This is a genomic window from Lacticaseibacillus zeae DSM 20178 = KCTC 3804 (assembly GCF_000260435.1).
In the GTDB taxonomy this organism is placed as follows: domain Bacteria; phylum Bacillota; class Bacilli; order Lactobacillales; family Lactobacillaceae; genus Lacticaseibacillus; species Lacticaseibacillus zeae.
In genome coordinates this window covers 91,470-113,083 of the sequence record NZ_BACQ01000050.1, presented here as the reverse complement: position 1 = coordinate 113,083, position 21,614 = coordinate 91,470, and the positions used below count along the sequence as shown (strand labels likewise).

Genomic DNA, 21,614 nt, shown 5'->3' with positions numbered 1-21,614 from the left:
TGTGGACATTAAACGAACGTGCGCTGCAATTGTGTGCGTTCGTTTTTATATTCCGACGGCTGAAGGTTTGTCAGATTTTGTCCTGCCACTTTCATGAAGCACAATCAATGGTTGCGCAGCCCGAAAATGGTATCATGTGACTTAACCGGGCAATTCGTCTATGGCATGAATTGTCTCGTGACTTAAATGACAGGATGGCCTAACAGGATGTTTGCTGCTGAAATTATTATGAATCCAAGTGCGGGTAATGCACGCTGGAAGAAGGAGTTGCCGGCGTTGTTGGCGCTGCTTAAGTTGCACTTTGCGCGGTTGCGGGTGAACCGAACCCAACAGCCGGGTGATGCGCAGATTGTTACCGAGAAATTGCTTAAAGCCTATCATGATCACCTTGACGAACTGCAACTGATTGTTATCGGTGGCGATGGCACGTTGCATGATGTTGTGAATGGGTTACAACGCCGCGGTCATCCCGAAGTGGCTATTGGCTATGTTCCGACCGGCACAGGCGATGATTTTGCGCGTGCTCAGCAGATACCCTTGGATCCGAAAAAGGCCGCGGCGGCATTGGTCACTGCCATGCCGCGGCCGGTGCGGATCGGGGTTGCGAATTCAGCCAAGTACGGAACCCAGTATTTTATCAATAATTTTGGGATTGGCATGGATGCCCAGATTGTTTACCAAACCAATCATTCGCTGCATAAAGGGACGCTAAATGCCCTCAAGTTGGGCCAATTTGCGTACGGCGCCAGCATTTTAAAAGCGCTGCGGGTGCAAAAAGGCTTCCCGGCCACTTGGCAAGTCGCTGGCCACCCTGAGGAACACGCTAATAACGCTTATCTGAACGTTTTTACCAACCACCCGTTTCTCGGCGGCGGTATTCGCCTTTTTCCGGACGTGATGGATCAGCGGGAACGGCTATCACTGGTTCAGGTGCGTCGCGAAAAGCTTGGCACTTTGCTTCAAGTCGCGGTTGCCATTTTAAGCGGCCGATCGGTTCATCGTGCCATCCATCATCTTGAGGCCGATCAATTTGACTTTGTCACGGAGGCTACGGTGCCGATTCAAATGGATGGTGAAGAGTACACGACGCCAATCACGGTTACCCTGCGACAGACCACGCAGATGTTCTTATTGCCAATGACCAACTAAAAAGTCCCCGTCGACAGCCGTGTTTCAGACTGTTAATGGGGACTTGTGATTTGCTCAAGGCGCTGGTGGCGTGGGCTTGCCAGCCGATTAACGCTTGCGCACGAAAATTAATTTTGAGAACAGATAATTGGCCACCACGATGATGACCTGATCGAGAATTTTGACCAGAATCTCATTGCCATGCAGCCAGTCAACGCCGACGATCATGATGAAGTTGTCCAGCAGGAGTGACACGCCGCGAAGAATCAGGAAGCTGGTCAGTTCGAACCAAAATTTTTTCTTGCTTGAATAGTCGCTGTGGAAGACGACACTTTTATTGGCAAAAAACGCAAAGATAACACTCACGATATTCGCGGTGGTATTGGTTAACACCAAGCCGATGCCAAAATAGCGCATCACGAAAAAAGTGACAAAGTTGATGAGGGTTGTGAGGCCGCCAATGAACAAGTAGTTGATGATCATTTCGTAGCGGCGGTAAAGTTGAATCAGGGTTTTCAAGGGAATGTGCTCCTCTAGTATTAAGTTTGGCACGCGTGCCGGCCCGAATAATGGCAACTCGTCACAGTATACCATGCAACGCAGTGGGGCGTCAGCCGGCGAATGATCAAGTGACTTGCACTTTTGCACGCCTTTGTCTTACAATTAGTAAGCAGATTCGAACGTTATTTTTGTACTGTAAGCGCGCTTGAATCTCAGCAAATTTCAGGGTATCCTTTTCCCAAGGAGGGTGACGATGACAAAATCTAGTAAGCAACAACCGCCACGCAGGCATCGTTGGCTTTGGCGGACGATTTTCACGCTCGGTATCCTTCTTGGCTTAGCGTTGGTCTTCAATGAACCGATTAAGTTATTTGTGGTCGATCATTTAAGTCAGACAACGATGGCGCATATTGATCGGGACACGGTTGACAAAAACGAAAAGAAGCACGCGACGTTTGATTTTAAAGGCGTCAAAGCGCTGGACATCAATACGGTCGGCAATGCGGCGATCACGCGTAATCTGCATCCCATCGGCAAAATTGCTATTAGCAGTGTCAACCTGAAGCTGCCGATTCTCAAAGGTCTTTCCAATGATAACCTGAGTGCCGGGGCCGGGACGATGAAGGCCGATCAAAAGATGGGCGAAGGCAATTACGCGTTGGCTGGCCATTATATGACCAATCAAGGCATCCTCTTTTCGCCATTAAAGAACGTTAAAAAAGGCGATACGGTTGTTATCACGAATATGAAGCATATCTACACGTATAAGGTGACGACTAAACAGATTGTTAATGAGACCCAAGTCCAATGGATCGATGATGTGGCGGGCAAGAAACTGATCACGTTGGTCACATGTGCGTCACCGACTGAAGGCGAAGTGGATCGGATCATTGTTCAAGGTGAACTGCAATCGGTTAAAGATGCCAACAGTCAGAATTTGAAAATTTTCTTATAATTTAAGCAAGTGTGAGCGAATGCTTGCACTTTTTTTCTTTTTGCGGCAGGCTAAAGTTTAATGAATAAAGAATGTTAAATGGGGGAGACTATGTCAGCTTACGAAAAATTTATCAACAACGTGCCGGTTCGGCGTACCGTTGTTTTATTCTCGGTATTTATAGTTTTATGGTTCGCACGCAGTATTATGAGCGATATTTTGCTGACATTTATTTTTGCCTTTTTGGTCAGCCGCTTGGTTCACGCGGTGCAACGGCATGTCCATATTCGCCCGTTTATCATTGTGGTGCCGGTTTACATATTGGTTCTTTTGGGGCTGGTTTATGCGGCTGTACATTATGTACCGGCGATTGTCCGCCAGACCATCACGCTGTTCAACTCGGTGCAGGACTTTTATAACAGCGATGCGTTTGCGAATAATCAGGTCATGCAATGGATACTGTCAAGCACCAAGAGTCTGAATCTGACCGAGCAGCTTAAAACCGGGCTGTCGACGGTTCTCGAATATGCTGGCAATATTGGCGCCATGGGGTTGACACTGGTTCTGTCATTTATTTTAAGCTTCTTCTTTACGATCGAGCTGGACAGCCTGCCTGAGTTCGGTCAGCTATTCCTGGATTCACCATTTGGCTGGTATTTCAAAGACTTGCGCTATTTTGCCATGAAGTTCATCAATACCTTTGGCGTGGTGATGGAAGCCCAGATTTTTATTGCGGTGGTCAACACGGTCATTACGACGATTACCTTGTTATTCCTGAAAATGCCGAACATTCCTAGTCTGGCAATTATGGTCTTTCTGTTGTCACTGATTCCGGTGGCCGGGGCGATCATATCGTTGATTCCGCTGACCATTATCGGCTATACTGTCGGTGGCTGGCAGGATGTGATTACCATTTTGATCATGATTGCCGTGATCCATGTACTGGAAGCATACGTGTTGAATCCGAAGTTTATGAGCAGTCGGACGCAGCTGCCGGTATTTTTCACCTTTGTGGTCTTGCTGGTTGCGGAACGCCTTTTTGGTACCTGGGGCTTAATCGTCGGGATTCCGATCTTTACGTTCTTCCTTGATGTGCTCGGAGTCAAAAAGATTGCCGGAACGAAGGCCAATCATTCAACGTATGCCAGCATCCCGCAGCCAAAGGAGCATGATGGGGATGGCGCATAAAAAACGTTGGTTGATCGTGATCGGGGTGCTCGTGGCGGTAGTGGCAGCAGGTGGCTTGACGATGACGTGGGTACAACATCAACGCGATGCCACTAAGATTACGGCGCATCCGGTTCCCCAGGCACAGTTAGGCAAAAGTGCCCGTAAGTTAATTCGCGAGACTGATTTCAGAGGTAGTGTTGCATTAATCAAGCAAGGGCGGATTGTGTATGCCGGTGGTGTTGGCGAAGCGAATCACGATCGCAAGTTGGCCAATACCGGCGACACCATGTTTCCGTTGGCATCGGTCGAAAAGTACCTGACCGCTTTGGTGATCGGCCGGTTAGTGGCCAATCACCAGTTGAAGCTAACGACGAAGCTGGCGAAGTTTTATCCCGAGATTGCCCATAGTAAAGACATCACGATTCGCCAACTGCTTGATCACCGTTCCGGGATTCAGATGGACGAGTTAACGCCGGACAATGTTTTGACATCGGAATCGAAGTCGTTGGACTGGAATCTGAAGCAACTAGGGTCGACCGGTCAGCATGACTTTTTCTATACAAATGCGAACTATGCGCTGTTGGCCGGAATCATTCGCAAGGTGACTGGCAAAAGCTTCGAGACGACACTGCGAGAAACGATTCTGACGCCGTTAAATCTTCAACATACCCGCAATTTTGATGAACTAACTGCAAAAATGCCCGTAGCACAAGGCTATCTCACCGAAGATGATGACCACTACCAGCCAGATGATCTTAGCCCGGCACTCTTGTCGAGCCTACTTGGCAGCGGCAGCGAGTACATGAGTGTGACCGACTTGGCGAAAGTCATCATTGCCGCAGAAACCGGAAAAGTCATTCCGCCTAAAGTTTATCGTGAGCTGATCACCGCCAACTATGCTGATGGTAATCGTTATGCCAGCGGGGTGGCCTGGCTAGATGATCAGCGGTTGCTGCAAGGCATGTACAACGACAATCCGGAAAGCTTCAGCACGTTGGCTTATTTCCGCGCTAATGCCGCAAGTGGCGTTGTGCTGTTTGGCAATCACACCATGACTACGGACACCGTGACGTTAGCCCAAAATCTGGAAGTGTTGGTTCGATAGCGCAAGAAAAAAGACGACACTAGAGGAAAAAATCCAGTGTCGTCTTTTTTGCAACGTTAAATAAAACTGTTAGTAGTTGAATGAGCGGCCAATATCGTTGATGCCTTGGTAAAGGCTGCTAATGATACTTGAGAGTCCGAGCATGCCAACCACCATGAAGACTAGGAAGAGCAGAGCGCTGGCAATTAAGTATGCGTAGATTTTATCGAACTGATTTGTTGGTTGCGCGGTGAATAGCATATAGGGGCCGGCCAAGAGGAAGAGCCCGAGGCTTAATGCAACGAGCAAGGTGAGCAGCATTGCCGATCCGACGTTGATAAGACCCACGATCTGCATCAGCAGCGTGAAAAGCGAGAAGAACACCATCCAGTTAGCGTGGAAGGCATAGGCGGTAGTGAACTCAAGAAAATTGCGGCGCCGATCGCCCAGAATGCCGCGGATCGCCAGATAATAAATCGCAATAATGGCAACTGCAAGAATGGCGACCATGACAAACAGTTTGATGAAGGTGCTCAAAACGATATTGGCAACGCCACCCGGAAGTGACGATAGCGTACTGCTAACCCGCAACGCGATCGTCAAGGCCAGACTGATAATGGTAATAGCCAAACTGGTGAAGCCAAAATAAGGGTGATAAGACTGATCAATCTGCGCCGGATGCTTGATGCTGTCAACTAGATAACGCCAGTAACTGCCAGCGTACTGTTTGCCTGCTTCAACCGTTGGATTCGGCTGTTTGGGTGCTGCTGGTGTCTGTGCGACCGTTTGACTGTTCTCGGCGCCAGAATTCGTATTTGTATTGGTTGATGCAGTTGCCGTTGAAGTTGCCGGCTTGTGCGGTGTCTGAGAAGGATTGGCAGCAGTGCTTTGTGTTGCTGTTGTTGAGACTGAATTGGCCGTTTCATCCTTCACCGCTTCTTTTGCAGCTGAAATTGGTGCGGCAGACTGACTGGCTGAACTTGTGGCCGGCTTTTCAGCAGGTGCAGTATGAGATGCCGTATCAGCTTGTTCTTGTGCTACCGCAACGTCAGCTAAATTAGTACCACATTTGACACAGAAGTTGGCGGTTACCAGGTTATGGGCACCGCAATTAGGACATATTTTGAACATACAATTACCTCCAAAGTAAAAGTGAGCGTGAACCGGCGCGGTTAGAAACCGGAGTGTAAGTGGCCTCAGGCGTGATGGCCCGGGTCTGGCCATTGCGCCTGAGGTCCTTACATGCAGGTTTCTGGGCTGGCGAGCGCGTTAAGATAAGCGTGAACCGGCGCGGTTAGAAGCCGAAGTATAAGTGGCCTTGGGCGTGATGGCCCGGGCTTAGGCCATTGCGCCCAAGGTCCTTATACGCAGGCTTCTGCGCCGGTGAACGCGTTAAAGTGAGCGTGAACCAGCCCGGTTAGAAACCGGAGTGTACGTGGCCTTGGCCTTGGGCGTGATGGCCCGGTCCAGTTCACGAACTGAGCCGAATCCCCAGCTATGAAAACACCCGTCACCTAATCATACCAAATTAATTGACGAATGCCTTAAGCTACCTCCGAAAATCACCTGCGATGGAAGAGCCGATAAAGACCACCGGCAACCAAAGCAAAGGTGGTACCGAGTAAAATCAAATCCATGACCCCGTGTACCAAGGACAAGAAGCCGTTTTCATTCACGGCCGCTTGAAAGGTAGCGGTGCTTACATAGACCAAAAAATAAATCACACTGATCAGCCAGAAGCCGCCGATCGTTAACCAGATTTTTTTCAAGATAACCTCCAAGTAGTGGGTTATTGTCGCGGTGTGGTGGGCGCACTGGACAATGGTCATCATCACCGGAGCGCGACCCACTTTTATATGCCGTTCAGGTAACCTCAATCATTTACTTTTTGCTTATGTTTCCAATATACCAGAGAAAGCGGGTGCGAACTTACTGAAAATGGTGTAACATGAGATTCTGTAAACAGACAGAAGACTGTCAAATCATAAAAGCGAGGTATTCTCTGATATGGCGAAATTAGTATTGATCCGTCACGGGCAAAGTGAATGGAACCTGTCCAACCAATTCACCGGCTGGGTGGATGTTGATCTGAGTGAAAAAGGTGTCGAAGAAGCAAAGCATGCTGGGCAATTGGTCAAGCAAGCCGGGCTTGAATTCGATCAGGCTTACACCTCAGTCTTAACCCGTGCGATCAAGACCCTGCACTACGTCTTGGAAGAATCCGGCCAATTGTGGATTCCGGAAATGAAGACCTGGCGTCTGAACGAACGTCACTATGGCGCATTACAAGGCTTGAACAAGAAGGAAACGGCTGATAAATATGGCGCCGACCAAGTTCACATCTGGCGCCGTTCGTACGACGTTTTGCCACCATTGTTGAAAGCAACCGATGAAGGCTCCGCTGCTAAGGATCGTCGTTATGCTAACCTTGATCCGCGGATCATTCCTGGCGGCGAAAACCTGAAAGTTACGCTGGAACGGGTTATCCCATTCTGGGAAGACCATATCGCACCGGATCTGTTAGATGGCAAGAACGTTGTCATTGCCGCACATGGTAACTCACTGCGCGCTTTGACCAAGTACATCGAAAACATTTCCGACGCTGACATCATGAACTTGGAAATGGCAACTGGCGAACCGGTTGTTTATGACTTTGATGAAAAGTTGAACGTTAACAGCAAGACCAAGTTGAATTAATTCTGTCTTGATTGGCTAAAGAACTCGTATAAGACAGGCATTGTTCGTGCAGATTTTAAATTTGCGCGAAGGTGCCTGTCTTTTTGTCGTTTAATATTTAGCGAACCGAGTTTAAAGCTGATTAAGTTTGTAGTTTGGCAGAGGCAGGTTATAATAGTTGTATGATTATTGAACTAAGTAGCGCGCAAGTTGATGAAATTCAGGTTAAGGTTTTTAAAGCATTGGCTGATCCAGTTAGACTGGCCATTATTCGCTATTTAAAAAAGGTGAACAAGGAGGTCACCTGTGGCGAAGTCGGTGAGGCAATTAAAATGAGCAAGTCGGCGGGATCCTATCATTTTCGCTTGTTACGTGAAGCCGGATTGACGAAGACACGAAAATCTTCACGCGAGAAGTACGTTTCGCTTAATGCTGAAAATTTTGATCTCTATGTAACAAATTTTTACAAAAATTTGTAGATGGCCGGTAGATGTCTATCGGCTATTTTTATACAAAATAGTTCAAAAAAATTTGAACTTTGCATTGCAATTTCGGAAAGCAAGCTTTAAGGTTTAATAGTTGAACGATCGTTTAACTATTAAATATTTAGGAGCGTGCTCGTATGTTAAATGCTGAAAAGGCAAAACCAAAGACAGGTTGGATCTTATTTTTGACATCGCTTGGCTTTTTTATGTCAATGATGGATTCAATGATTGTGACGACTGCTTCAACGGCTATTAGGAGTGACTTTTCTATTTCTGTTGATCAGTTGCAGTGGGCTTTAAATGCCTATAATATTGCGATTGCTGCCGTATTACTGGTCGGTGTGGCGATAGGCGATCGGCTCGGACATCGCAAAGTTTATGAACTGGGGCTACTCATCTTTGTTATTGGATCGATTCTCTGCGCCTTGTCCGGGAATATTATGTCGTTGATTGTTGCCCGGGTTGTTGAAGGTGTTGGCGCATCGGTTATCACGCCGATGTCAATGGCCATCTTAACAGCAAACGTACCAGTGGAAAGCCGCGGCAAGGCGTTAGGTATTTGGAGCGGCATTGGCGGACTGGCGCTTATTGTCGGACCGGCATTAGGTGGAATTATCGTCGCCAAGATTGCGTGGCAGTGGATCTTCTGGATTAATGTGCCAATTGGCTTAATTTGCATCTTATTATCACAACAGAAGCTTCCTGAAACCAAAGCCGGATCCCAAAAGATCAATGTCCTTGACTCACTTTTAGTGGTTTTAACTTCAGCAGGTCTGATTTGGGCGCTTTCGGCAAGTAAATCAGTCAAAATCCCTACAGCAGCTATCATTGTGGCAGTTTTGAGTGTTTTATTTGCGTTGTTACTCGTATGGCGACAAAAACGCGAAGACTTTCCCTTGATTCCTTTAAGTTTTTTCCAGCGGTGGCAATTTACCGGTGCTAATCTTGCAACGGCGCTTCTATATGCCGCAATGTATGGGGTCGTGTTCTTCCTTCCTCAATTTTTCCAGGTGGTTGGACATGTCAATGCGATGATTGCCGGAATGGAAATGCTGCCATGGACGGGCATGCTGGTTCTTGTTGCCCCGTTTGCGGGTCGCGCCGTGGATCGCTTTGGAGAACAGCTCATTGCGATCGTTGGGCTATTTCTGCAAGGGCTTGGTTATTTGCTTATTGGGTTAATCGTTCACGATGGTTATACATATAGTCTAACGATCGTGCCGCTTGGTCTGGCAGGTATTGGTCTTTCAATGGCAGGGCCAGCATTGCAAAAAGCAGTCTTGGGTGCTGTCAGCCCAAAGAATCTGGGAAAAGCTTCAGGTTTGTACAATATGTTTCGACTGTTTGGCGGTGCCATTGGGGTCACCATTTCAGTTTTGATTTTCTATGCAATTGGCAGTGCAGACACATCGCTCGAATTTTCCAGAGGGTTTCAAGCGGCTATGATCGGCGCGGGCGGACTTTCGTTAATCGGTATTTTGTCCGCATTAAGATGGCGTCAGAATGCTTAAGCGTCAGTGAAGGTATGTGGCGTGATCTTGCACCTGAAGCTCAACTGTCTGATAATCAGTTTAAATGGTTCATGAAAAGAGGCAGTTAAGTGGCAAACTATATTAAAGAAATTCGCAGCAAGGTCGGGCATATGCCTATTTTTCTCAATGCAGTGGCTGGTGCGGTTGTTAACGATCAGGGGCAGTTATTGTTGCAACAGCGGACCGATGCCGGTAATTGGAGCGTCCCCGGCGGCATGATGGAATATGGCGAGTCGTTTCTTGAGACGCTCAAACGCGAGATGAAGGAAGATTCCGGTCTGCTGGTTGAGCCGATCAAGGTCCTGCATACCTTCGATCGCGGGTTTACGACTTACCCGAATGGCGATCAGGCGCAGATTGTCTGTCGGTTTTATCTGGTCAATCCGATTGGCGGAAGCTTGGAGGATGCCGACCCTAAGGAAACCTTGGCTCTACGGTATTTTGATTTTGATGATTTACCGCCATTGTTTAGTCAGCAGACGCGTGACATGATCGATTGCGTCCGGGATTACTTGAAAACACAGGCCAAATAATAATTTGTTCTTGATTGACACGCTGTTATCGAGAAAGCGAGCTGAGGATGGTTTCCCGGCTCCTTTTTTTGTGGGCGGCAGATCATTCGTTAGTTTTTATTGACATGAACTAACAAGTTGACTATTATCTACTCAGTTAGTTTTGTATTTAAAAAACTAACTATTAAAATTTCAACCTTCAAAGGAGACCACGTAACATGACACAAACATCAGAAGCATTATTAAAAGCATTCGGCCAATTAATCCAAAAGCGGCCGTTCATGGGTGCCGTTGCCAGCAGCTTACGGTTTGGCGATCGTCAGCGGCAACCGAACCAGCTGCGATTGTTGCGCTTGCTGGATCAAAAAGGTGAGATGACCAACTCGGACTTGGTAGAGGCTTTGGATATTCGTCCTAGCTCGGTTTCTGCGTTAGTGCAGAAGTTAGAGGAACTTGGCCTGATCAGTCGCCACGAGTCGGAAACTGACAAGCGGGTGCAACTGATCGGGCTCACAGATGACGGTCGCAAGTTTATTGAAACCACCGGTAAGCTTCGAACCGATTTGCCTGATCAAATCTTCAGCGGCTTGTCTGAAGAAGAACAGGCTGAATTATTGAAGCTAATCAACAAACTATCGGAAGATCTCGCCAACCGCGATGATTTGAGCTGGCCGGAAGGTAAACAGTTCGATGATATGCGGATTTGGGCAGAACGGTTCCATCACGGTCATCATGGCCCTCGCCGCGGCTATCCTGGGAGTTTTAGCGCTGGCGGTCCGCGGGGCTTTGATCGGCGGTTCTAGACCGAACAGGGTTTTATAAAAAGTGCAACGGTTTTGCTGAAATGCTATTAGATGAAAAGGATCTTCTCGGTCAGTTCCCGGAAGATCTTTTTTGAGTTGGCGTCAAAAGGGTCAGAACGGCTTAAGACACGCTCCCAATCGCTTGATTTTCATTAAAAGTTTGGCGAAAACTTTACTATTTTGCCGGAAGCAGGCAAGATGGATTTAAGCATTTTAGAATGGAGGTCACCGATTTGGCTGAAAAAATGCGGTACTGTCCAAATTGCGGCTTTAGGATACCGGCAGGGGTGAAGTTTTGCCCGAATTGCGGCATGGACTTGGTGCAATTTGATGCGCGCCTGGCCGCTCAATCAGCAACGCAGCAAACACAAAGCTGTCCGACGATGCAGCAGACGGCAAGCGATACGACGCATGCAGCGCAGCGAGAAACGGCAGGCCGATCACGGCGGCAGCAGGAGAAAACGGGGCATGTTAAGAAAAGCCTGGTGTTGACGGACGATAGCTTTCAACATTTTCTCGACTGGTTGGCAACGCATATCGTGTACACCTTGATCGGGGGACTGGTTCTTTTTTGTGTCTTCAGTTTTTCTGTTTGGATTGGTTGGCTATTGGCGGTCATTAGCACGGTCGGAGTTTATGTCGTGGCTAATCGGCGAGTGGTAGCACCTTACCAAAGCAAGTTCAGTGCTGAGTCGCCAGATGATGATGACATTTGGACGATGCCTCAATCTGCTGCGACGGGGCAAGGTGCAAATTATACTGCGTCAGCGGGTGGTCAATCGACATCGTCACCGTGGCCACAGGGAATGACGACGAACGGGCCGCAACACTGGTGGACGCGGCTTGCCGGAAAACCGCGACGACGCGGTGGCGTGATTTGGATTGCTTATTTACTGGCTGCTTTTGTTGCCTTGATGGCTGCCTATGCGTGGCCATTTGGTGCCAGCGGCGTGGGAACCACTGCAGTTGGCGGGAGTCTGTATGATTTGGTGCGCAGTGCGAATACATTAGCAGAAACCGCCGCAGCTGCCGGTACCGTCAGTTCGGCGAAGGCTAATTTGCCTTATCTGGCTTTGGTGTTAGCAGGTTTGGGTCCGGCATTGGGCTTGTTGTTTGGTTTCTTCCGGTCACGCGGCATGATGCGATTCGGTGGCATGTTGGGCTTGCTTGGCTATGCATCGCTTTACTTTGTGTACGCGCCGTTGATGAGTAGTGGCAGTAATCAAATCCAAGGATTATTGAGTCCGGGTATCGGTTATTCGATTGGGATCGGGGCGGCTTTGGTCATGTTTGTGACAGCGCGGTTACTGCCGCGAGACTGATGCCATGGGCTGCGAGCGATTTTCGCATCAGCAGACCGATCAATGAAAAAGGGGGAGAATGGTCATGGCGTTTTGTCCAAATTGCGGCGCGCAAGTTAGCGCCGACGAAACATTTTGTCATCAATGCGGGTTTAATCTTGCCCAGTATCGGGCGCAACATCAGGGAACAACGGGCGCAGAAAATGGCTCATCCAATGCATCTTCAACCGGTCCAACGCAACAGCCAACAGGGCAAGGGGCAGTGCCGCCAAACTCAAGACGGCAGCGTAGTAATGGCAGTGCGCCAAATGGGCCGCGCCGCCCTTGGCTGATGGTCAGTTTGGTTCTGGCCGCGGCGGTTATCGTTGTCATCGCAGTATTATTTTTCCAGAATCAAAGTCAGCAAACGCAAGAAGCTGCTGCCAGTTCAGCCAGTGCCTCAGCGGCGAATGCTTCGTCAGCTTCATTTGCCTCAGCGTCTGCAGAATCTTTGCAGGCGGCGGCATCGAGTTCACTCGCGGCATCGCAAGAAGCAGCCAGTGAATCACTTGCCAACGCGAGTGAATCGGCAGCAGCGGAGAGTTACGAAAGTACTACAACAACGGGCGGCAGTGATTTGAGTAATCGCCAAGTTGCCAAAATGGCTACGGATCTCGACGATTTTGACCTTGATGAGTATCGGGTGGAAGTAACGTCACCTGCGACCAATATGAAAGAAGTCGATGTTTACGACAAAGATGATGGTGAGTTGCATAACAAATACCGTTATGACGAAATTCATGATCAGATGAGCAAGTATGACGATGATTCCGGTAAGTGGGAACTGATTCAAGACGATGACGATTAATTTTTAAAGAGGTGTTTCGCAAAATCTACTTGTGAAATGCCTTTTTGTTATTTTGAAATAAGGCAGATTTTAAATTGGCTAAAAAGTCGGCTGAAGGGGCGCTGATGAAACTGTTGCATTTAAAACCAAAAAGCGTATGTTAGTAGACATGGAGGTCATGTATGCAAACCGATTCGAATATTTCCGGCCTAATTTATCAGCTGGCAAAGCTACAGAAGTACTTTTTGAACCAGCACTTAAGCGATCTCGACTTAAATAGTGATCAAGCCAAGGTATTGACGTTTGTCGCCGCTCATCCTGGCACGAACCAACGCCAAATCAGTATCGACTTGAGCCGCGGGCCAGCCAGCGTGTCTAACTTGGTGAAACGATTGATCCAACAAGGCTTGCTGGAAAAGCAAATGGCGCCGCACAGTGATCGTGAGCGGCAACTCTTTTTAACCGAAGCGGGCAAAGCCACGGCGACAGAAGTCCACGAGCTATTTCAGGTGCTCGAAAAGGCTTTTGCGACGAACGTTAAGGACCCTGAAGCACTGACGCAGACGCTAAAGCAACTTTTAGTAGCTTTACAGTGAGACCGATTAAAGGGCCAATTACAACTATCAGATACGGGCTAAAAGAAGGACTAACGTTTATTTGTCCACTTTGTTTGGGAAGAGATTTGTTGACGAATTGGCAAGTCTTAACGTATAATTTTAAGAGTTGAAAAGAGGCCACCGGGATGAGCCCCCGATGACCTCGACACGGCTCAGATGACAAGGGTGGAAGCTAACTTTGACGGTTAGCTTTTTTGATTATCGCGTACGCTTTAGCGCTACTGGTAATCAGTATGCTTAGCGCGATGATAATCGACGCCACATCCAACGCGGCGAACCCCTTTCGTCTCCTGAATTTGGCATGGCCCTCACCTCCACGTCTCAAAAAATGTTGAGGGGTGGGTGCCATCCAATCCGCTAGACCAAGAAAAAGGGTAATTAGTCCTTTTCTAGGCCGTAAACATAGTCTATAGGTTGATGCGTATACCGTCAATAAGAATCAACTGGGCCACCGGTGTTGTGATAAATACCCAGTTAAAATGACGTCACAGTTGCTAACCGAATTTGAATGATGGAAGCTGTTTCTAAATCTTTGAACAAAGTTAAGAAGCTCAATATACTGAAGATTTGCAGGATGTACTTACAGAAACCCACTGTTAGCATCATGTAATTAACTTAAATAACAAAAAAATCAAATACCCCCTTGGCGCTTGCAAAGAAACATGCTAAACTATGCACAAATTCAGCAAGCAGAAAGGTGTCCCTTATCATTGATTGGCGCGTCGAATGAAGCGTTATTTGCACTATTATTTCCTAAAGACTTTCCGACACTGCTAGTGGCCAAACAGGCACGGCGCATGTTGTGTATTCGTGCCGCGCATGGCAACCAGGAGGCAGCTCGACTATTACGTGTTCGGTCAACGCCGATACATGTGGTTTATGCCGTCAAAGTCAGCCATTAAAACGAGTTTTACCTCTGAGTCCGACTATTTGGTCGGGCTTTTTTTGTTGTGAGCGCGTCATAGAAAGTGAAGGGCAGCCCAATTTCCGCCGAAAATAGAACGAGTCGAAATCGTCTAGCTCTGGCAGTCACAAAACTCTGTGTCACTGCACGTGGCAAATAAGTTAAATTTAAAAAAGATGGCACACAAACTTTCCTTCGTGCTTGACACGATGAACAATACAGCAGATAATCATATTGTTAGCCGGCTAACAATATAGGAGGATGACTTGTGAGTTTTGACTTTACTGACCGACCGGATGCACATCGGCTTGAGCTTATGCGCAAAGCTTATCCCGATGTAGATACGCAATCGGTTTTAACTTTTTTGAATTTTCGTGCCTGTTTTCGTGCAGTTGCTGCCGATTACCAACGGGTTTTGGATCGCTTTGGTTTGACTGAGTCGCGATTTTTGATTTTAATGTTTCTTTATCACAATCAGCCACAGGCGTTGGGTATTACAACGTTGGCAACCAAACTTGGTGCAACAAAGGCGACGACCAGCAAACTGGTCAGAGGAATGGTCAAAAGCGGCTTGGTTGAAAAAGTATCAACAGCTGCAGACAAACGCGCAACGCTTATACAGATGACACATGCAGGTGCGGAATTGCTCGATCGGTTTTTACCGGTGAATTATCAAGCTGTCAATCACCTATTCAGACATTTGACTCACGATGAACAGGTTCAACTCAATCATTTATTGGATAAGTTATTGCCAGATACGCAATAACAGACAGAAAGGGGCTCATCTCCATGGAACAAGCTAAAATTGATTTGCTAAAAACATACCTAAGTCTTTATATCGACCATTTCACCGTCCTTAAAGCCTTGAACGCGGGAGACGACACCTATGAAATCTTGGATGTTCGAAATGCTCCAGCTCAAGCAAAGAAAGTTCAAATTAAAGGGGCACATGCGTTACCTGTAAAAGATCTCGCAAGTCAGGTTGATCAACTCGATCATGACAAAACATATGTCGTTTACGACTGGACAGCCGGGACGACTTTGGGCAAACAAGCCCTGCTTATTTTACTGACGCACGGCTTTAAAGCATTTGAACTCGCAGGTGCCCTAGAAGGATGGCGAGGGATGAACTTGCCAGTTGAACCGGTTCAATAAAAGTGAAATTTTAAAGCACCAACAACATTTCTATTTCAATCGCAATAAAGGTACAATTAAATTGATAACAGGTGAAAGAAATGGAGATGGCACTGTGAAGAACTTTCGGTTTAAAAATCCCACTGACATTCGCTTTGGGACAGGGCGGCTTGACGTTGAACTGCACGATGCTGTGAGTCAATTTGGTTCGCGGGTTCTTTTTGTTTATGGCGGACACTCAATCAAAAAATCCGGACTTTACGATACGGTAAAAGGTTTGCTCGCAGATTTGCAACTTACCGAATTGCCGGGGATTGAACCCAATCCTAAAATTGCTTCGATTCGCGAAGGCCAGAAATTGGTTAAAGATAACGACGTCGAAGTGGTGCTGGCAGTCGGCGGCGGCTCGGTAATTGACGCAGCCAAGGTCATCGCCAGCGCGAAGTTTTATGACGGCGACCCATGGGACTTGGTCAAAGATCGCGGTGTGACCCGGCACAAGTTGCCACAGTTACCGGTCGTGGACATTTTGACCTTAGCCGCAACCGGCAGTGAAATGAATAGTGGTTCGGTCATTTCCAATCCGGAAACCCATGAAAAGCTTGGCACCAACGGACCGAATACCCCAGCGGTGTCGTTTCTTGATCCAACACTGACTTATACCGTTCCGCATCGCCAAACCGCAGCCGGTTCGATGGATATTTTCAGTCATTTGCTTGAACAGTATTTTGATCGCTCTAAAAACAATGACGCTAGCAAAGGTATGATGGAAGGCCTCATGCGAACGGTGATTAAGTGGGCCCCGATTGCGGTTAAAGAGCCGGACAATTTCGATGCGCGCGCTAATTTGATGTGGAGTGCGACGATGGCACTTAATGGTGTCATGAGCGTTGCCAACGAAAATGGTTGGACCGTGCACAGCCTTGAACACGAGTTGTCGGCTTATTATGATATTACGCATGGTGTCGGTCTGGGTATTTTAACCCCGCGGTGGATGGAATATGCGTTGACCAAGGATTCGACAACGGCCGAGATGTTTGCCCGCTTTGGTCGCCATGTCTGGGATCTTGAAGGGGACGAAACTTATGCCGTTGCGCAAGCGGCAATTGACGAGACCTTTGACTGGATCCAGCATTTAGGCTTTCCGATGACACTGCCGGAAGTCGGCATTGCCGATGAACGCCACTTTGATGCGATGGCGACGGCTGCTGTGGCCAATGCCAGACTCGAGACACGTGCGTATGTGCCGTTGTCGGAAGAAGATGTCAAAGCCATTTATCAAGCCGCGATGACTGACGGCTTAACGGCATAGCTGATGGTTTTGGTTGATTGTTTGATGATTGACGAGGGGGAAAGTTTGTGACGCAACCGATTCTTGAACATGATTCAGTCGCTTTTCAGGCAGCGCGCAACGCCGAAAACCAGCTATGGGCCGATTTTAACCTGAAACCCAAGGCGCGTTGGTTTAAATTGCCACCAGACGATTTGCGAGTCAGAGTGCTTGAATTCGGCCATGGGGATCCTGTGCTTATCATTCCCGGCAATACCGGCGATCCTTACCCGTTTGCGCCGCTTTTACCGCAACTGGCCGGTTATCACTTGTTTGTGCTGGCACGGCCAGGTGGGGGCTTAAGTGACGGATTTGATCATGAACAGGTGGATGTACACCAATTTGCAGTCGATTTAATCGGCCAAATCATGGACAAGCTTGACTTGAAATCGGCGCCGATTATTGCGCATTCCATGGGCGCACATTGGGCAACTTGGTTTGCATTGGTGCATCCAGAACGCGTTGACCAGCTGATTCTTTTAGGCAATCCGGGGCGGATGTTAATGACCAAAACGCCTGGTGTGCTCAAGATGGCGATGATGCCGGGCTTGGGGCAGTGGTTTATGAAGCGCCAGATCCCAAAATCTGCCAAGCGCGCATGGGGACCGCTTCACCGCATGGGCACTGATCCAGTGGCGGTCAGCAAGTTGCCGCAAAGCTTTGCCGCGTGCGTCTACGCCTTTGACCACTTACCGAATTACGCGGTATCGACCTTGTCCTTGTTGCGCAGCATGAATTCAGAGAAAAACCATAATGGCCTTGGCGAAGACCAACTACGGCACCTTTCCGTACCCACCACCCTTATTTGGGGCACGAATGACGCGCTTGCAAGGCCAGAGTTAGGTCAGGAAATTGCGGCAGTGGTGCAACATGGCGAACTGGTGACCATTAATGGTGCTGGCCATGAGCCGTGGATCGACGACCCCGAAAAAGTGGGCACCATTATTCGCTTGAAGTTGAAGGATAGTCGGTTGCGCGCTGCACTTAGCCGCCGGTAATTGATCAGTACAAGTGAATTCTAACCAAAAAAATTATATTTTTAGCGGTGATCGGATGTCTTGCAACGGTCATCGCGTTTTTTATTTTGGTCAGAAAAGCGGGCCGCAAAAACTCAATTTTTCAAAAATTATTTTTTGTATCCGTTCACAGTTTATGGCATGCCTTAAATCCCACAACAAAGTTATCTGGGACCGCCTTCATTCGCTTGTGCCTATATTCTCACAAAAGAATATAGGCGAAAAAGGTTTGACAATCAAAACAGTTCTGCATATGCTTTGAACATCCAATTAATCTGGTTGGACAAAAGAGCGAAAGCATGTGAGCGCCTGATCCAAGCGGAAGTTTTTGTTTTGTTTGGCGACAAGATAATCTTTTCTGCAAGTGCTCAATTGCGATCGTGGTTAAAGGAGGCGAGGCTATGACAACTTTGGATACCTCAACCATACAGACGCTGATTCCGAATCGTTATCCTTTGTTCTATATCGATCGGGTCTCCGAACTAGTACCGGATGAATCCATTGTCGCGGAGAAGTATGTCAGCGTGGCAGAGGATCATCTGGTTGCTTATCTGCCGGGCGAGTTAACCATGCCGCCGACGTTGATTATTGAGACGCTGGCCCAAGCGGCATCAATCCTGATTTTGAAATCACCAAAGTTTGCCGGTAAAACCGCTTATCTGGCAAGTATCGGCAAAACAGAATTCCTGAAGCCTGTCCCGACTGGTAGCGTTTTGACGCTGGCAGTCAAAATGGGCAAGGTTCGGGCGAACATGGGGGTGGTCACCACGACCGCCAGTATCGGTGATGAGCTCGTCTGCCACGCAGAATTGCATTTTGTGGTAGAAGCAAATGCTTAGTTCACTTGACAGGCTTTTTTTTTCAACTGATACTTTGAATTTCAAATCAGTTGTACATGGAGGCACACCAATGTCCCAAAAGCCAAGCGTCAAGCGGATTAATGATAAACTCATTCGCGTTTATTCAGATATCCTACGAATGGAAGAAGAGGAACTGCGCAAAAGTCAGTTCCGGGATTTAGGTATTAAAGAAATGCACACCATTGATGCGATTGGTATTCATGCGACACCCAGCTCAAGTGATGTGGCCAAAAAGCTGCATGTGACGCAAGGAACCCTAAGTGTGGCGATTAACAATCTGGCACGCAAAGGGTATGTCGAACGACTGCATCTTGAGTCGGACAAACGGGTCGTGAATCTGCGACTTAGCCGCAAAGGGCGCCTAATGTATCGCGCCCACCTTGCCTTTCACCAGAAAATGGTTGCAAGTTTTGTTAAAGGATTTACCGAGCCGCAAATCGAGTTGATCGAACGCGCGCTGGATAATCTCAATGAATTTATTGACGAATATCGTCATTAGAAAGAAGGCCCCGTCTTGGAGATTCTGGCCAGTGCTTATTCGGTACCTGCCACGCGTGTTGAAAATGAGCAGTTACGTCAATTTATGGATACATCTGACAGTTGGATCAGAGAACGTACGGGGATTAAAACCCGCCATGTGGTCACCGATCAGCGTAACTTTGATCTAGCGTATGATGTTGCCCAGCAGCTTTTGACGAAGTCGGCGACGAGTGCCGACCAGCTTGATTTCATCATCGTGGCGACCATGAGCCCGGACTATGCAACCCCGGCCGAGGCAAATCGCCTGCAAGCAGCACTTAATGCAAATCATGCATTTGCATTTAATCTCAACGTTGCCTGCGCCGGTTTTGAGTATGCGTTGCACGTTGCCGATCGACTGATGACCAGCCCGACGGTTCATCAAGGTTTGGTCATCGGAAGCGAAGTGCTTTCCCGATTGGTTGATTGGCATGATCGCCGCACAGCAGTGTTGTTCGCTGATGGTGCTGGTGGCGTTTTGATCAGTGATCAAGGCGCGCCGGTGCAGGCAGTTGACCTCAAAAGCTTCGGCGATACCGAGATGGTACTGTCAGCTGGGGCTCAAGGCAATCAAAGTCCGTTTGCGGATGCGGCTGAAGAACCTTCAGCTTATTTCAAAATGAACGGCCGGGCGGTTTACCAATTTGCCATCAGTGAAGTCCCACGGTCGATTCAGCGAGCGCTGGATCAAGCGGCGATGACCACGGATGATATCGATTGGTTCCTGCTTCATCAAGCAAATGCCCGCATTGTTCAATCCGTGAACAAAAAACTGAAAGTTACTGCCGACAAGTTTCCCATCAACATTGATGAGTATGGCAACACCAGCGCAGCCAGCGTGCCGATTCTGTTGGCACAATTAGCTGAAAGCGGTCGCCTGAAACGGGGGCAGAAATTGGTCCTCAGCGGTTTTGGCGGCGGCTTATCAGTCGGGTCGCTGATTATGACGTATTAATTCGAATATCCCAGTAGACTGACCGAAAAAACGGTCAAACCACTTAATTTAAAGGAGAACATTTTAACATGACAAACGAAGAAGTATTGCCTAAGGTACAAAACATCATTGCTGACCAATTGGACAAAAACGCTGAAGATGTTACGTTGACAACCAACTTCAAGAATGATCTGGATGCAGATAGCTTGGACATTTTCGAAATCATCAACGAAATCGAAGACGAATTCGACGTTAAGATCGAAACCGATGAAAGCATCGAAACGGTTGCTGATCTGGTAAACTTCATCACTGAAAAGACCGAAGCTTAAGACAACTGGAGAGGAGTGGGCCAATGAGTCCATTAATGGAACGCTTAGGCGTTAAGTATCCGCTTTTTCAAGGCGGCATGGCATGGGTTGCTGACGGTAAATTAGCTGCGTCGGTTTCTGAAGCCGGTGGTCTTGGTATCATTGGCTCCGGTCATGCCCCTGCTTCGTGGGTTAAGGAACAGATCGAAGTTGCAAAATCAATGACAGACAAGGCGTTCGCTGTGAACGTGATGCTGTTATCGCCTTTTGTCGAACAGGTTATTGATGTCATTGTTGATGCCAAGGTTGCCTTGGTAACCACAGGCGCCGGCGATCCTAGCCGCTATCTGGAACGGCTCCAGCAAAATGGCACCGTTGTGATGCCGGTGGTGCCGTCTGTTGCTATGGCCAAGCGCATGGCGCGTGATGGCGTGGACGGTGTGATTGCTGAAGGCATGGAATCCGGCGGTCACATTGGCAGTATCACGACCATGGCCTTGGTGCCACAAGTCGTTGATGCCGTTGATATTCCGGTTGTTGCGGCCGGTGGGATTGCCGATGGTCGCGGTGTTGCGGCCGCACTCAGCCTGGGTGCGATCGGCGTTCAAATGGGCACCCGCTTCCTGACATCAACTTCAAGCCGGATTCACCAAAACTATAAAGATGCGGTGATCAAGGCGAAAGACGTGGATACGCTTGTTACCGGTATGTATGTCGGTCATGCAGCCCGCGTGCTGAAAAACCCGATGAGTCGTAACTACCTGAAACTGGAAAAGGAAATCGCCTTGTCCGGTACGACTGACTTTACCGCTGTTGAAGAATTAGGTAATGGCAGTTTGCGTAAAGCTGTTCTGGAAGGCGATCGCGATCATGGTTCATTCATGGCCGGTCAAATTTCCGGTTTGGTCAAGCGCGAAGAAAGCAGTCAGGACATCGTTGAAGAAGTCATGCAGCAGGCAAAAGAGATTTTGGCCGGCTCAAAAATGGCTGACCTTCTCACAAGTACGACTGCGGATGCATTTCCACGTCAGTAAACACAT

The 21,614-nt window shown here is 48.1% G+C and carries 24 protein-coding genes and 2 pseudogenes; 23 read left to right on the top strand and 3 right to left on the bottom strand.

Annotated features, from left to right (window positions below):
- The first annotated feature begins 207 nt into the window (after nt 1–207).
- Nucleotides 208–1,149: a diacylglycerol/lipid kinase family protein gene (locus GSO_RS10205; protein ID WP_010491785.1), complete on the top strand. Its 942-nt coding sequence runs from the start codon at nt 208–210 to the stop codon at nt 1,147–1,149.
- Nucleotides 1,150–1,236: 87 nt separating this feature from the next.
- On the opposite strand, the gene GSO_RS10200 is transcribed toward GSO_RS10205, so the two are convergent.
- Complete coding sequence (locus GSO_RS10200; RefSeq protein WP_010491783.1) at nt 1,237–1,647, bottom strand: GtrA family protein; 411 nt, start codon at nt 1,645–1,647, stop codon at nt 1,237–1,239.
- A gap of 235 nt (nt 1,648–1,882) precedes the next feature.
- On the opposite strand from GSO_RS10200, the gene GSO_RS10195 reads away from it, so the two are divergent.
- The 3 genes from GSO_RS10195 to GSO_RS10185 all read left to right on the top strand — a co-directional run bounded on the left by GSO_RS10195 (nt 1,883) and on the right by GSO_RS10185 (nt 4,838).
- Nucleotides 1,883–2,584 carry a class A sortase gene (locus tag GSO_RS10195; protein ID WP_010491781.1) on the top strand — a complete coding sequence of 234 codons (702 nt, stop codon included), beginning with the start codon at nt 1,883–1,885 and terminating at the stop codon, nt 2,582–2,584.
- Nucleotides 2,585–2,674: 90 nt separating this feature from the next.
- The gene (locus GSO_RS10190; protein ID WP_010491779.1) at nt 2,675–3,751 is read left to right on the top strand and encodes an AI-2E family transporter; all 1,077 of its coding nucleotides are present in this window, start codon (nt 2,675–2,677) and stop codon (nt 3,749–3,751) included.
- Nucleotides 3,741–4,838, top strand: a complete 1,098-nt coding sequence (locus GSO_RS10185) for a serine hydrolase domain-containing protein (protein WP_010491777.1) — start codon at nt 3,741–3,743, stop codon at nt 4,836–4,838. Before GSO_RS10190 ends, GSO_RS10185 begins: the two co-directional genes overlap by 11 nt.
- 69 nt (nt 4,839–4,907) lie before the next feature.
- Here GSO_RS10185 and GSO_RS10180 read toward each other — a convergent pair whose 3' ends face one another.
- Both GSO_RS10180 and GSO_RS10175 read right to left on the bottom strand, forming a co-directional pair.
- A complete protein-coding gene (locus tag GSO_RS10180; protein ID WP_010491775.1) occupies nt 4,908–5,948 on the bottom strand; it encodes a zinc ribbon domain-containing protein in 1,041 nt (346 codons plus the stop codon).
- Nucleotides 5,949–6,379: 431 nt separating this feature from the next.
- Entirely contained in the window at nt 6,380–6,586 is a 207-nt protein-coding gene (locus GSO_RS10175; RefSeq protein WP_010491773.1) for a hypothetical protein, read from the bottom strand.
- Nucleotides 6,587–6,824: 238 nt separating this feature from the next.
- On the opposite strand from GSO_RS10175, the gene GSO_RS10170 reads away from it, so the two are divergent.
- The 19 genes and pseudogenes from GSO_RS10170 (at nt 6,825) to GSO_RS10085 (ending at nt 21,608) form a co-directional block, all read left to right on the top strand.
- Nucleotides 6,825–7,514: a 2,3-diphosphoglycerate-dependent phosphoglycerate mutase gene (locus GSO_RS10170; protein ID WP_010491772.1), complete on the top strand. Its 690-nt coding sequence runs from the start codon at nt 6,825–6,827 to the stop codon at nt 7,512–7,514.
- A 161-nt stretch (nt 7,515–7,675) separates the two neighbouring features.
- Nucleotides 7,676–7,972, top strand: coding sequence for an ArsR/SmtB family transcription factor (locus tag GSO_RS10165; protein WP_010491770.1), 297 nt, complete (start codon nt 7,676–7,678; stop codon nt 7,970–7,972).
- 143 nt (nt 7,973–8,115) lie between these two features.
- Nucleotides 8,116–9,489, top strand: coding sequence for an MFS transporter (locus tag GSO_RS10160; RefSeq protein ID WP_010491768.1), 1,374 nt, complete (start codon nt 8,116–8,118; stop codon nt 9,487–9,489).
- Nucleotides 9,490–9,578: 89 nt separating this feature from the next.
- A complete protein-coding gene (locus GSO_RS10155; protein WP_010491766.1) occupies nt 9,579–10,043 on the top strand; it encodes an NUDIX hydrolase in 465 nt (154 codons plus the stop codon).
- Between the two features lie 197 nt (nt 10,044–10,240).
- Nucleotides 10,241–10,825 (top strand): MarR family winged helix-turn-helix transcriptional regulator, encoded by a 585-nt coding sequence (locus GSO_RS10150; protein ID WP_010491764.1) that lies wholly within the window; start codon nt 10,241–10,243, stop codon nt 10,823–10,825.
- Nucleotides 10,826–11,058: 233 nt separating this feature from the next.
- Nucleotides 11,059–11,557, top strand: a pseudogene (locus GSO_RS18680) (zinc-ribbon domain-containing protein); the annotation flags it as partial.
- 89 nt (nt 11,558–11,646) lie between these two features.
- Nucleotides 11,647–12,147: pseudogene (locus GSO_RS18675) on the top strand (zinc ribbon domain-containing protein); the annotation flags it as partial.
- A gap of 64 nt (nt 12,148–12,211) precedes the next feature.
- Entirely contained in the window at nt 12,212–12,973 is a 762-nt protein-coding gene (locus GSO_RS10140; RefSeq protein ID WP_010491760.1) for a zinc ribbon domain-containing protein, read from the top strand.
- A 161-nt stretch (nt 12,974–13,134) separates the two neighbouring features.
- Nucleotides 13,135–13,548: a MarR family winged helix-turn-helix transcriptional regulator gene (locus GSO_RS10135; protein WP_010491758.1), complete on the top strand. Its 414-nt coding sequence runs from the start codon at nt 13,135–13,137 to the stop codon at nt 13,546–13,548.
- A 731-nt stretch (nt 13,549–14,279) separates the two neighbouring features.
- A complete protein-coding gene (locus GSO_RS18425) occupies nt 14,280–14,471 on the top strand; it encodes a hypothetical protein (protein WP_010491756.1) in 192 nt (63 codons plus the stop codon).
- Nucleotides 14,472–14,741: 270 nt separating this feature from the next.
- Nucleotides 14,742–15,239, top strand: coding sequence for a MarR family winged helix-turn-helix transcriptional regulator (locus GSO_RS10125; RefSeq protein ID WP_010491754.1), 498 nt, complete (start codon nt 14,742–14,744; stop codon nt 15,237–15,239).
- A gap of 23 nt (nt 15,240–15,262) precedes the next feature.
- On the top strand, nt 15,263–15,628 hold the full coding sequence (locus GSO_RS10120) for a rhodanese-like domain-containing protein (RefSeq protein ID WP_010491752.1): 366 nt from the start codon (nt 15,263–15,265) through the stop codon (nt 15,626–15,628).
- Nucleotides 15,629–15,722: 94 nt separating this feature from the next.
- Nucleotides 15,723–16,919: an iron-containing alcohol dehydrogenase gene (locus GSO_RS10115; protein ID WP_010491750.1), complete on the top strand. Its 1,197-nt coding sequence runs from the start codon at nt 15,723–15,725 to the stop codon at nt 16,917–16,919.
- 47 nt (nt 16,920–16,966) lie between these two features.
- Nucleotides 16,967–17,935, top strand: coding sequence for an alpha/beta fold hydrolase (locus tag GSO_RS10110; RefSeq protein WP_010491748.1), 969 nt, complete (start codon nt 16,967–16,969; stop codon nt 17,933–17,935).
- A 419-nt stretch (nt 17,936–18,354) separates the two neighbouring features.
- Entirely contained in the window at nt 18,355–18,792 is a 438-nt protein-coding gene (locus GSO_RS10105; protein ID WP_010491746.1) for a 3-hydroxyacyl-ACP dehydratase FabZ family protein, read from the top strand.
- Nucleotides 18,793–18,862: 70 nt separating this feature from the next.
- Nucleotides 18,863–19,312 carry a MarR family winged helix-turn-helix transcriptional regulator gene (locus GSO_RS10100; protein WP_005684753.1) on the top strand — a complete coding sequence of 150 codons (450 nt, stop codon included), beginning with the start codon at nt 18,863–18,865 and terminating at the stop codon, nt 19,310–19,312.
- A 15-nt stretch (nt 19,313–19,327) separates the two neighbouring features.
- Complete coding sequence (locus GSO_RS10095; protein WP_010491738.1) at nt 19,328–20,287, top strand: beta-ketoacyl-ACP synthase III; 960 nt, start codon at nt 19,328–19,330, stop codon at nt 20,285–20,287.
- 68 nt (nt 20,288–20,355) lie between these two features.
- On the top strand, nt 20,356–20,595 hold the full coding sequence (locus GSO_RS10090; protein ID WP_010491736.1) for an acyl carrier protein: 240 nt from the start codon (nt 20,356–20,358) through the stop codon (nt 20,593–20,595).
- Nucleotides 20,596–20,618: 23 nt separating this feature from the next.
- Entirely contained in the window at nt 20,619–21,608 is a 990-nt protein-coding gene (locus GSO_RS10085; protein ID WP_010491734.1) for a nitronate monooxygenase, read from the top strand.
- Nucleotides 21,609–21,614 lie beyond the last annotated feature (6 nt).

Excerpts from the sequence above, each read along its gene's own strand:
- GSO_RS10170 (WP_010491772.1), top strand. The coding sequence starts at position 6,825 with ATGGCGAAATTAGTATTGATCCGTCACGGGCAAAGTGAATGGAACCTG.
- GSO_RS10195 (WP_010491781.1), top strand. The coding sequence starts at position 1,883 with ATGACAAAATCTAGTAAGCAACAACCGCCACGCAGGCATCGTTGGCTT.
- GSO_RS10140 (WP_010491760.1), top strand. The coding sequence starts at position 12,212 with ATGGCGTTTTGTCCAAATTGCGGCGCGCAAGTTAGCGCCGACGAAACA.
- GSO_RS10105 (WP_010491746.1), top strand. The coding sequence starts at position 18,355 with ATGACAACTTTGGATACCTCAACCATACAGACGCTGATTCCGAATCGT.
- GSO_RS10135 (WP_010491758.1), top strand. The coding sequence starts at position 13,135 with ATGCAAACCGATTCGAATATTTCCGGCCTAATTTATCAGCTGGCAAAG.
- GSO_RS10150 (WP_010491764.1), top strand. The coding sequence starts at position 10,241 with ATGACACAAACATCAGAAGCATTATTAAAAGCATTCGGCCAATTAATC.
- GSO_RS10180 (WP_010491775.1), bottom strand. The coding sequence starts at position 5,948 with ATGTTCAAAATATGTCCTAATTGCGGTGCCCATAACCTGGTAACCGCC.
- GSO_RS10190 (WP_010491779.1), top strand. The coding sequence starts at position 2,675 with ATGTCAGCTTACGAAAAATTTATCAACAACGTGCCGGTTCGGCGTACC.
- GSO_RS10090 (WP_010491736.1), top strand. The coding sequence starts at position 20,356 with ATGACAAACGAAGAAGTATTGCCTAAGGTACAAAACATCATTGCTGAC.
- GSO_RS10165 (WP_010491770.1), top strand. The coding sequence starts at position 7,676 with ATGATTATTGAACTAAGTAGCGCGCAAGTTGATGAAATTCAGGTTAAG.
- GSO_RS10120 (WP_010491752.1), top strand. The coding sequence starts at position 15,263 with ATGGAACAAGCTAAAATTGATTTGCTAAAAACATACCTAAGTCTTTAT.
- GSO_RS10205 (WP_010491785.1), top strand. The coding sequence starts at position 208 with ATGTTTGCTGCTGAAATTATTATGAATCCAAGTGCGGGTAATGCACGC.
- GSO_RS10160 (WP_010491768.1), top strand. The coding sequence starts at position 8,116 with ATGTTAAATGCTGAAAAGGCAAAACCAAAGACAGGTTGGATCTTATTT.
- GSO_RS10185 (WP_010491777.1), top strand. The coding sequence starts at position 3,741 with ATGGCGCATAAAAAACGTTGGTTGATCGTGATCGGGGTGCTCGTGGCG.
- GSO_RS10100 (WP_005684753.1), top strand. The coding sequence starts at position 18,863 with ATGTCCCAAAAGCCAAGCGTCAAGCGGATTAATGATAAACTCATTCGC.
- GSO_RS10085 (WP_010491734.1), top strand. The coding sequence starts at position 20,619 with ATGAGTCCATTAATGGAACGCTTAGGCGTTAAGTATCCGCTTTTTCAA.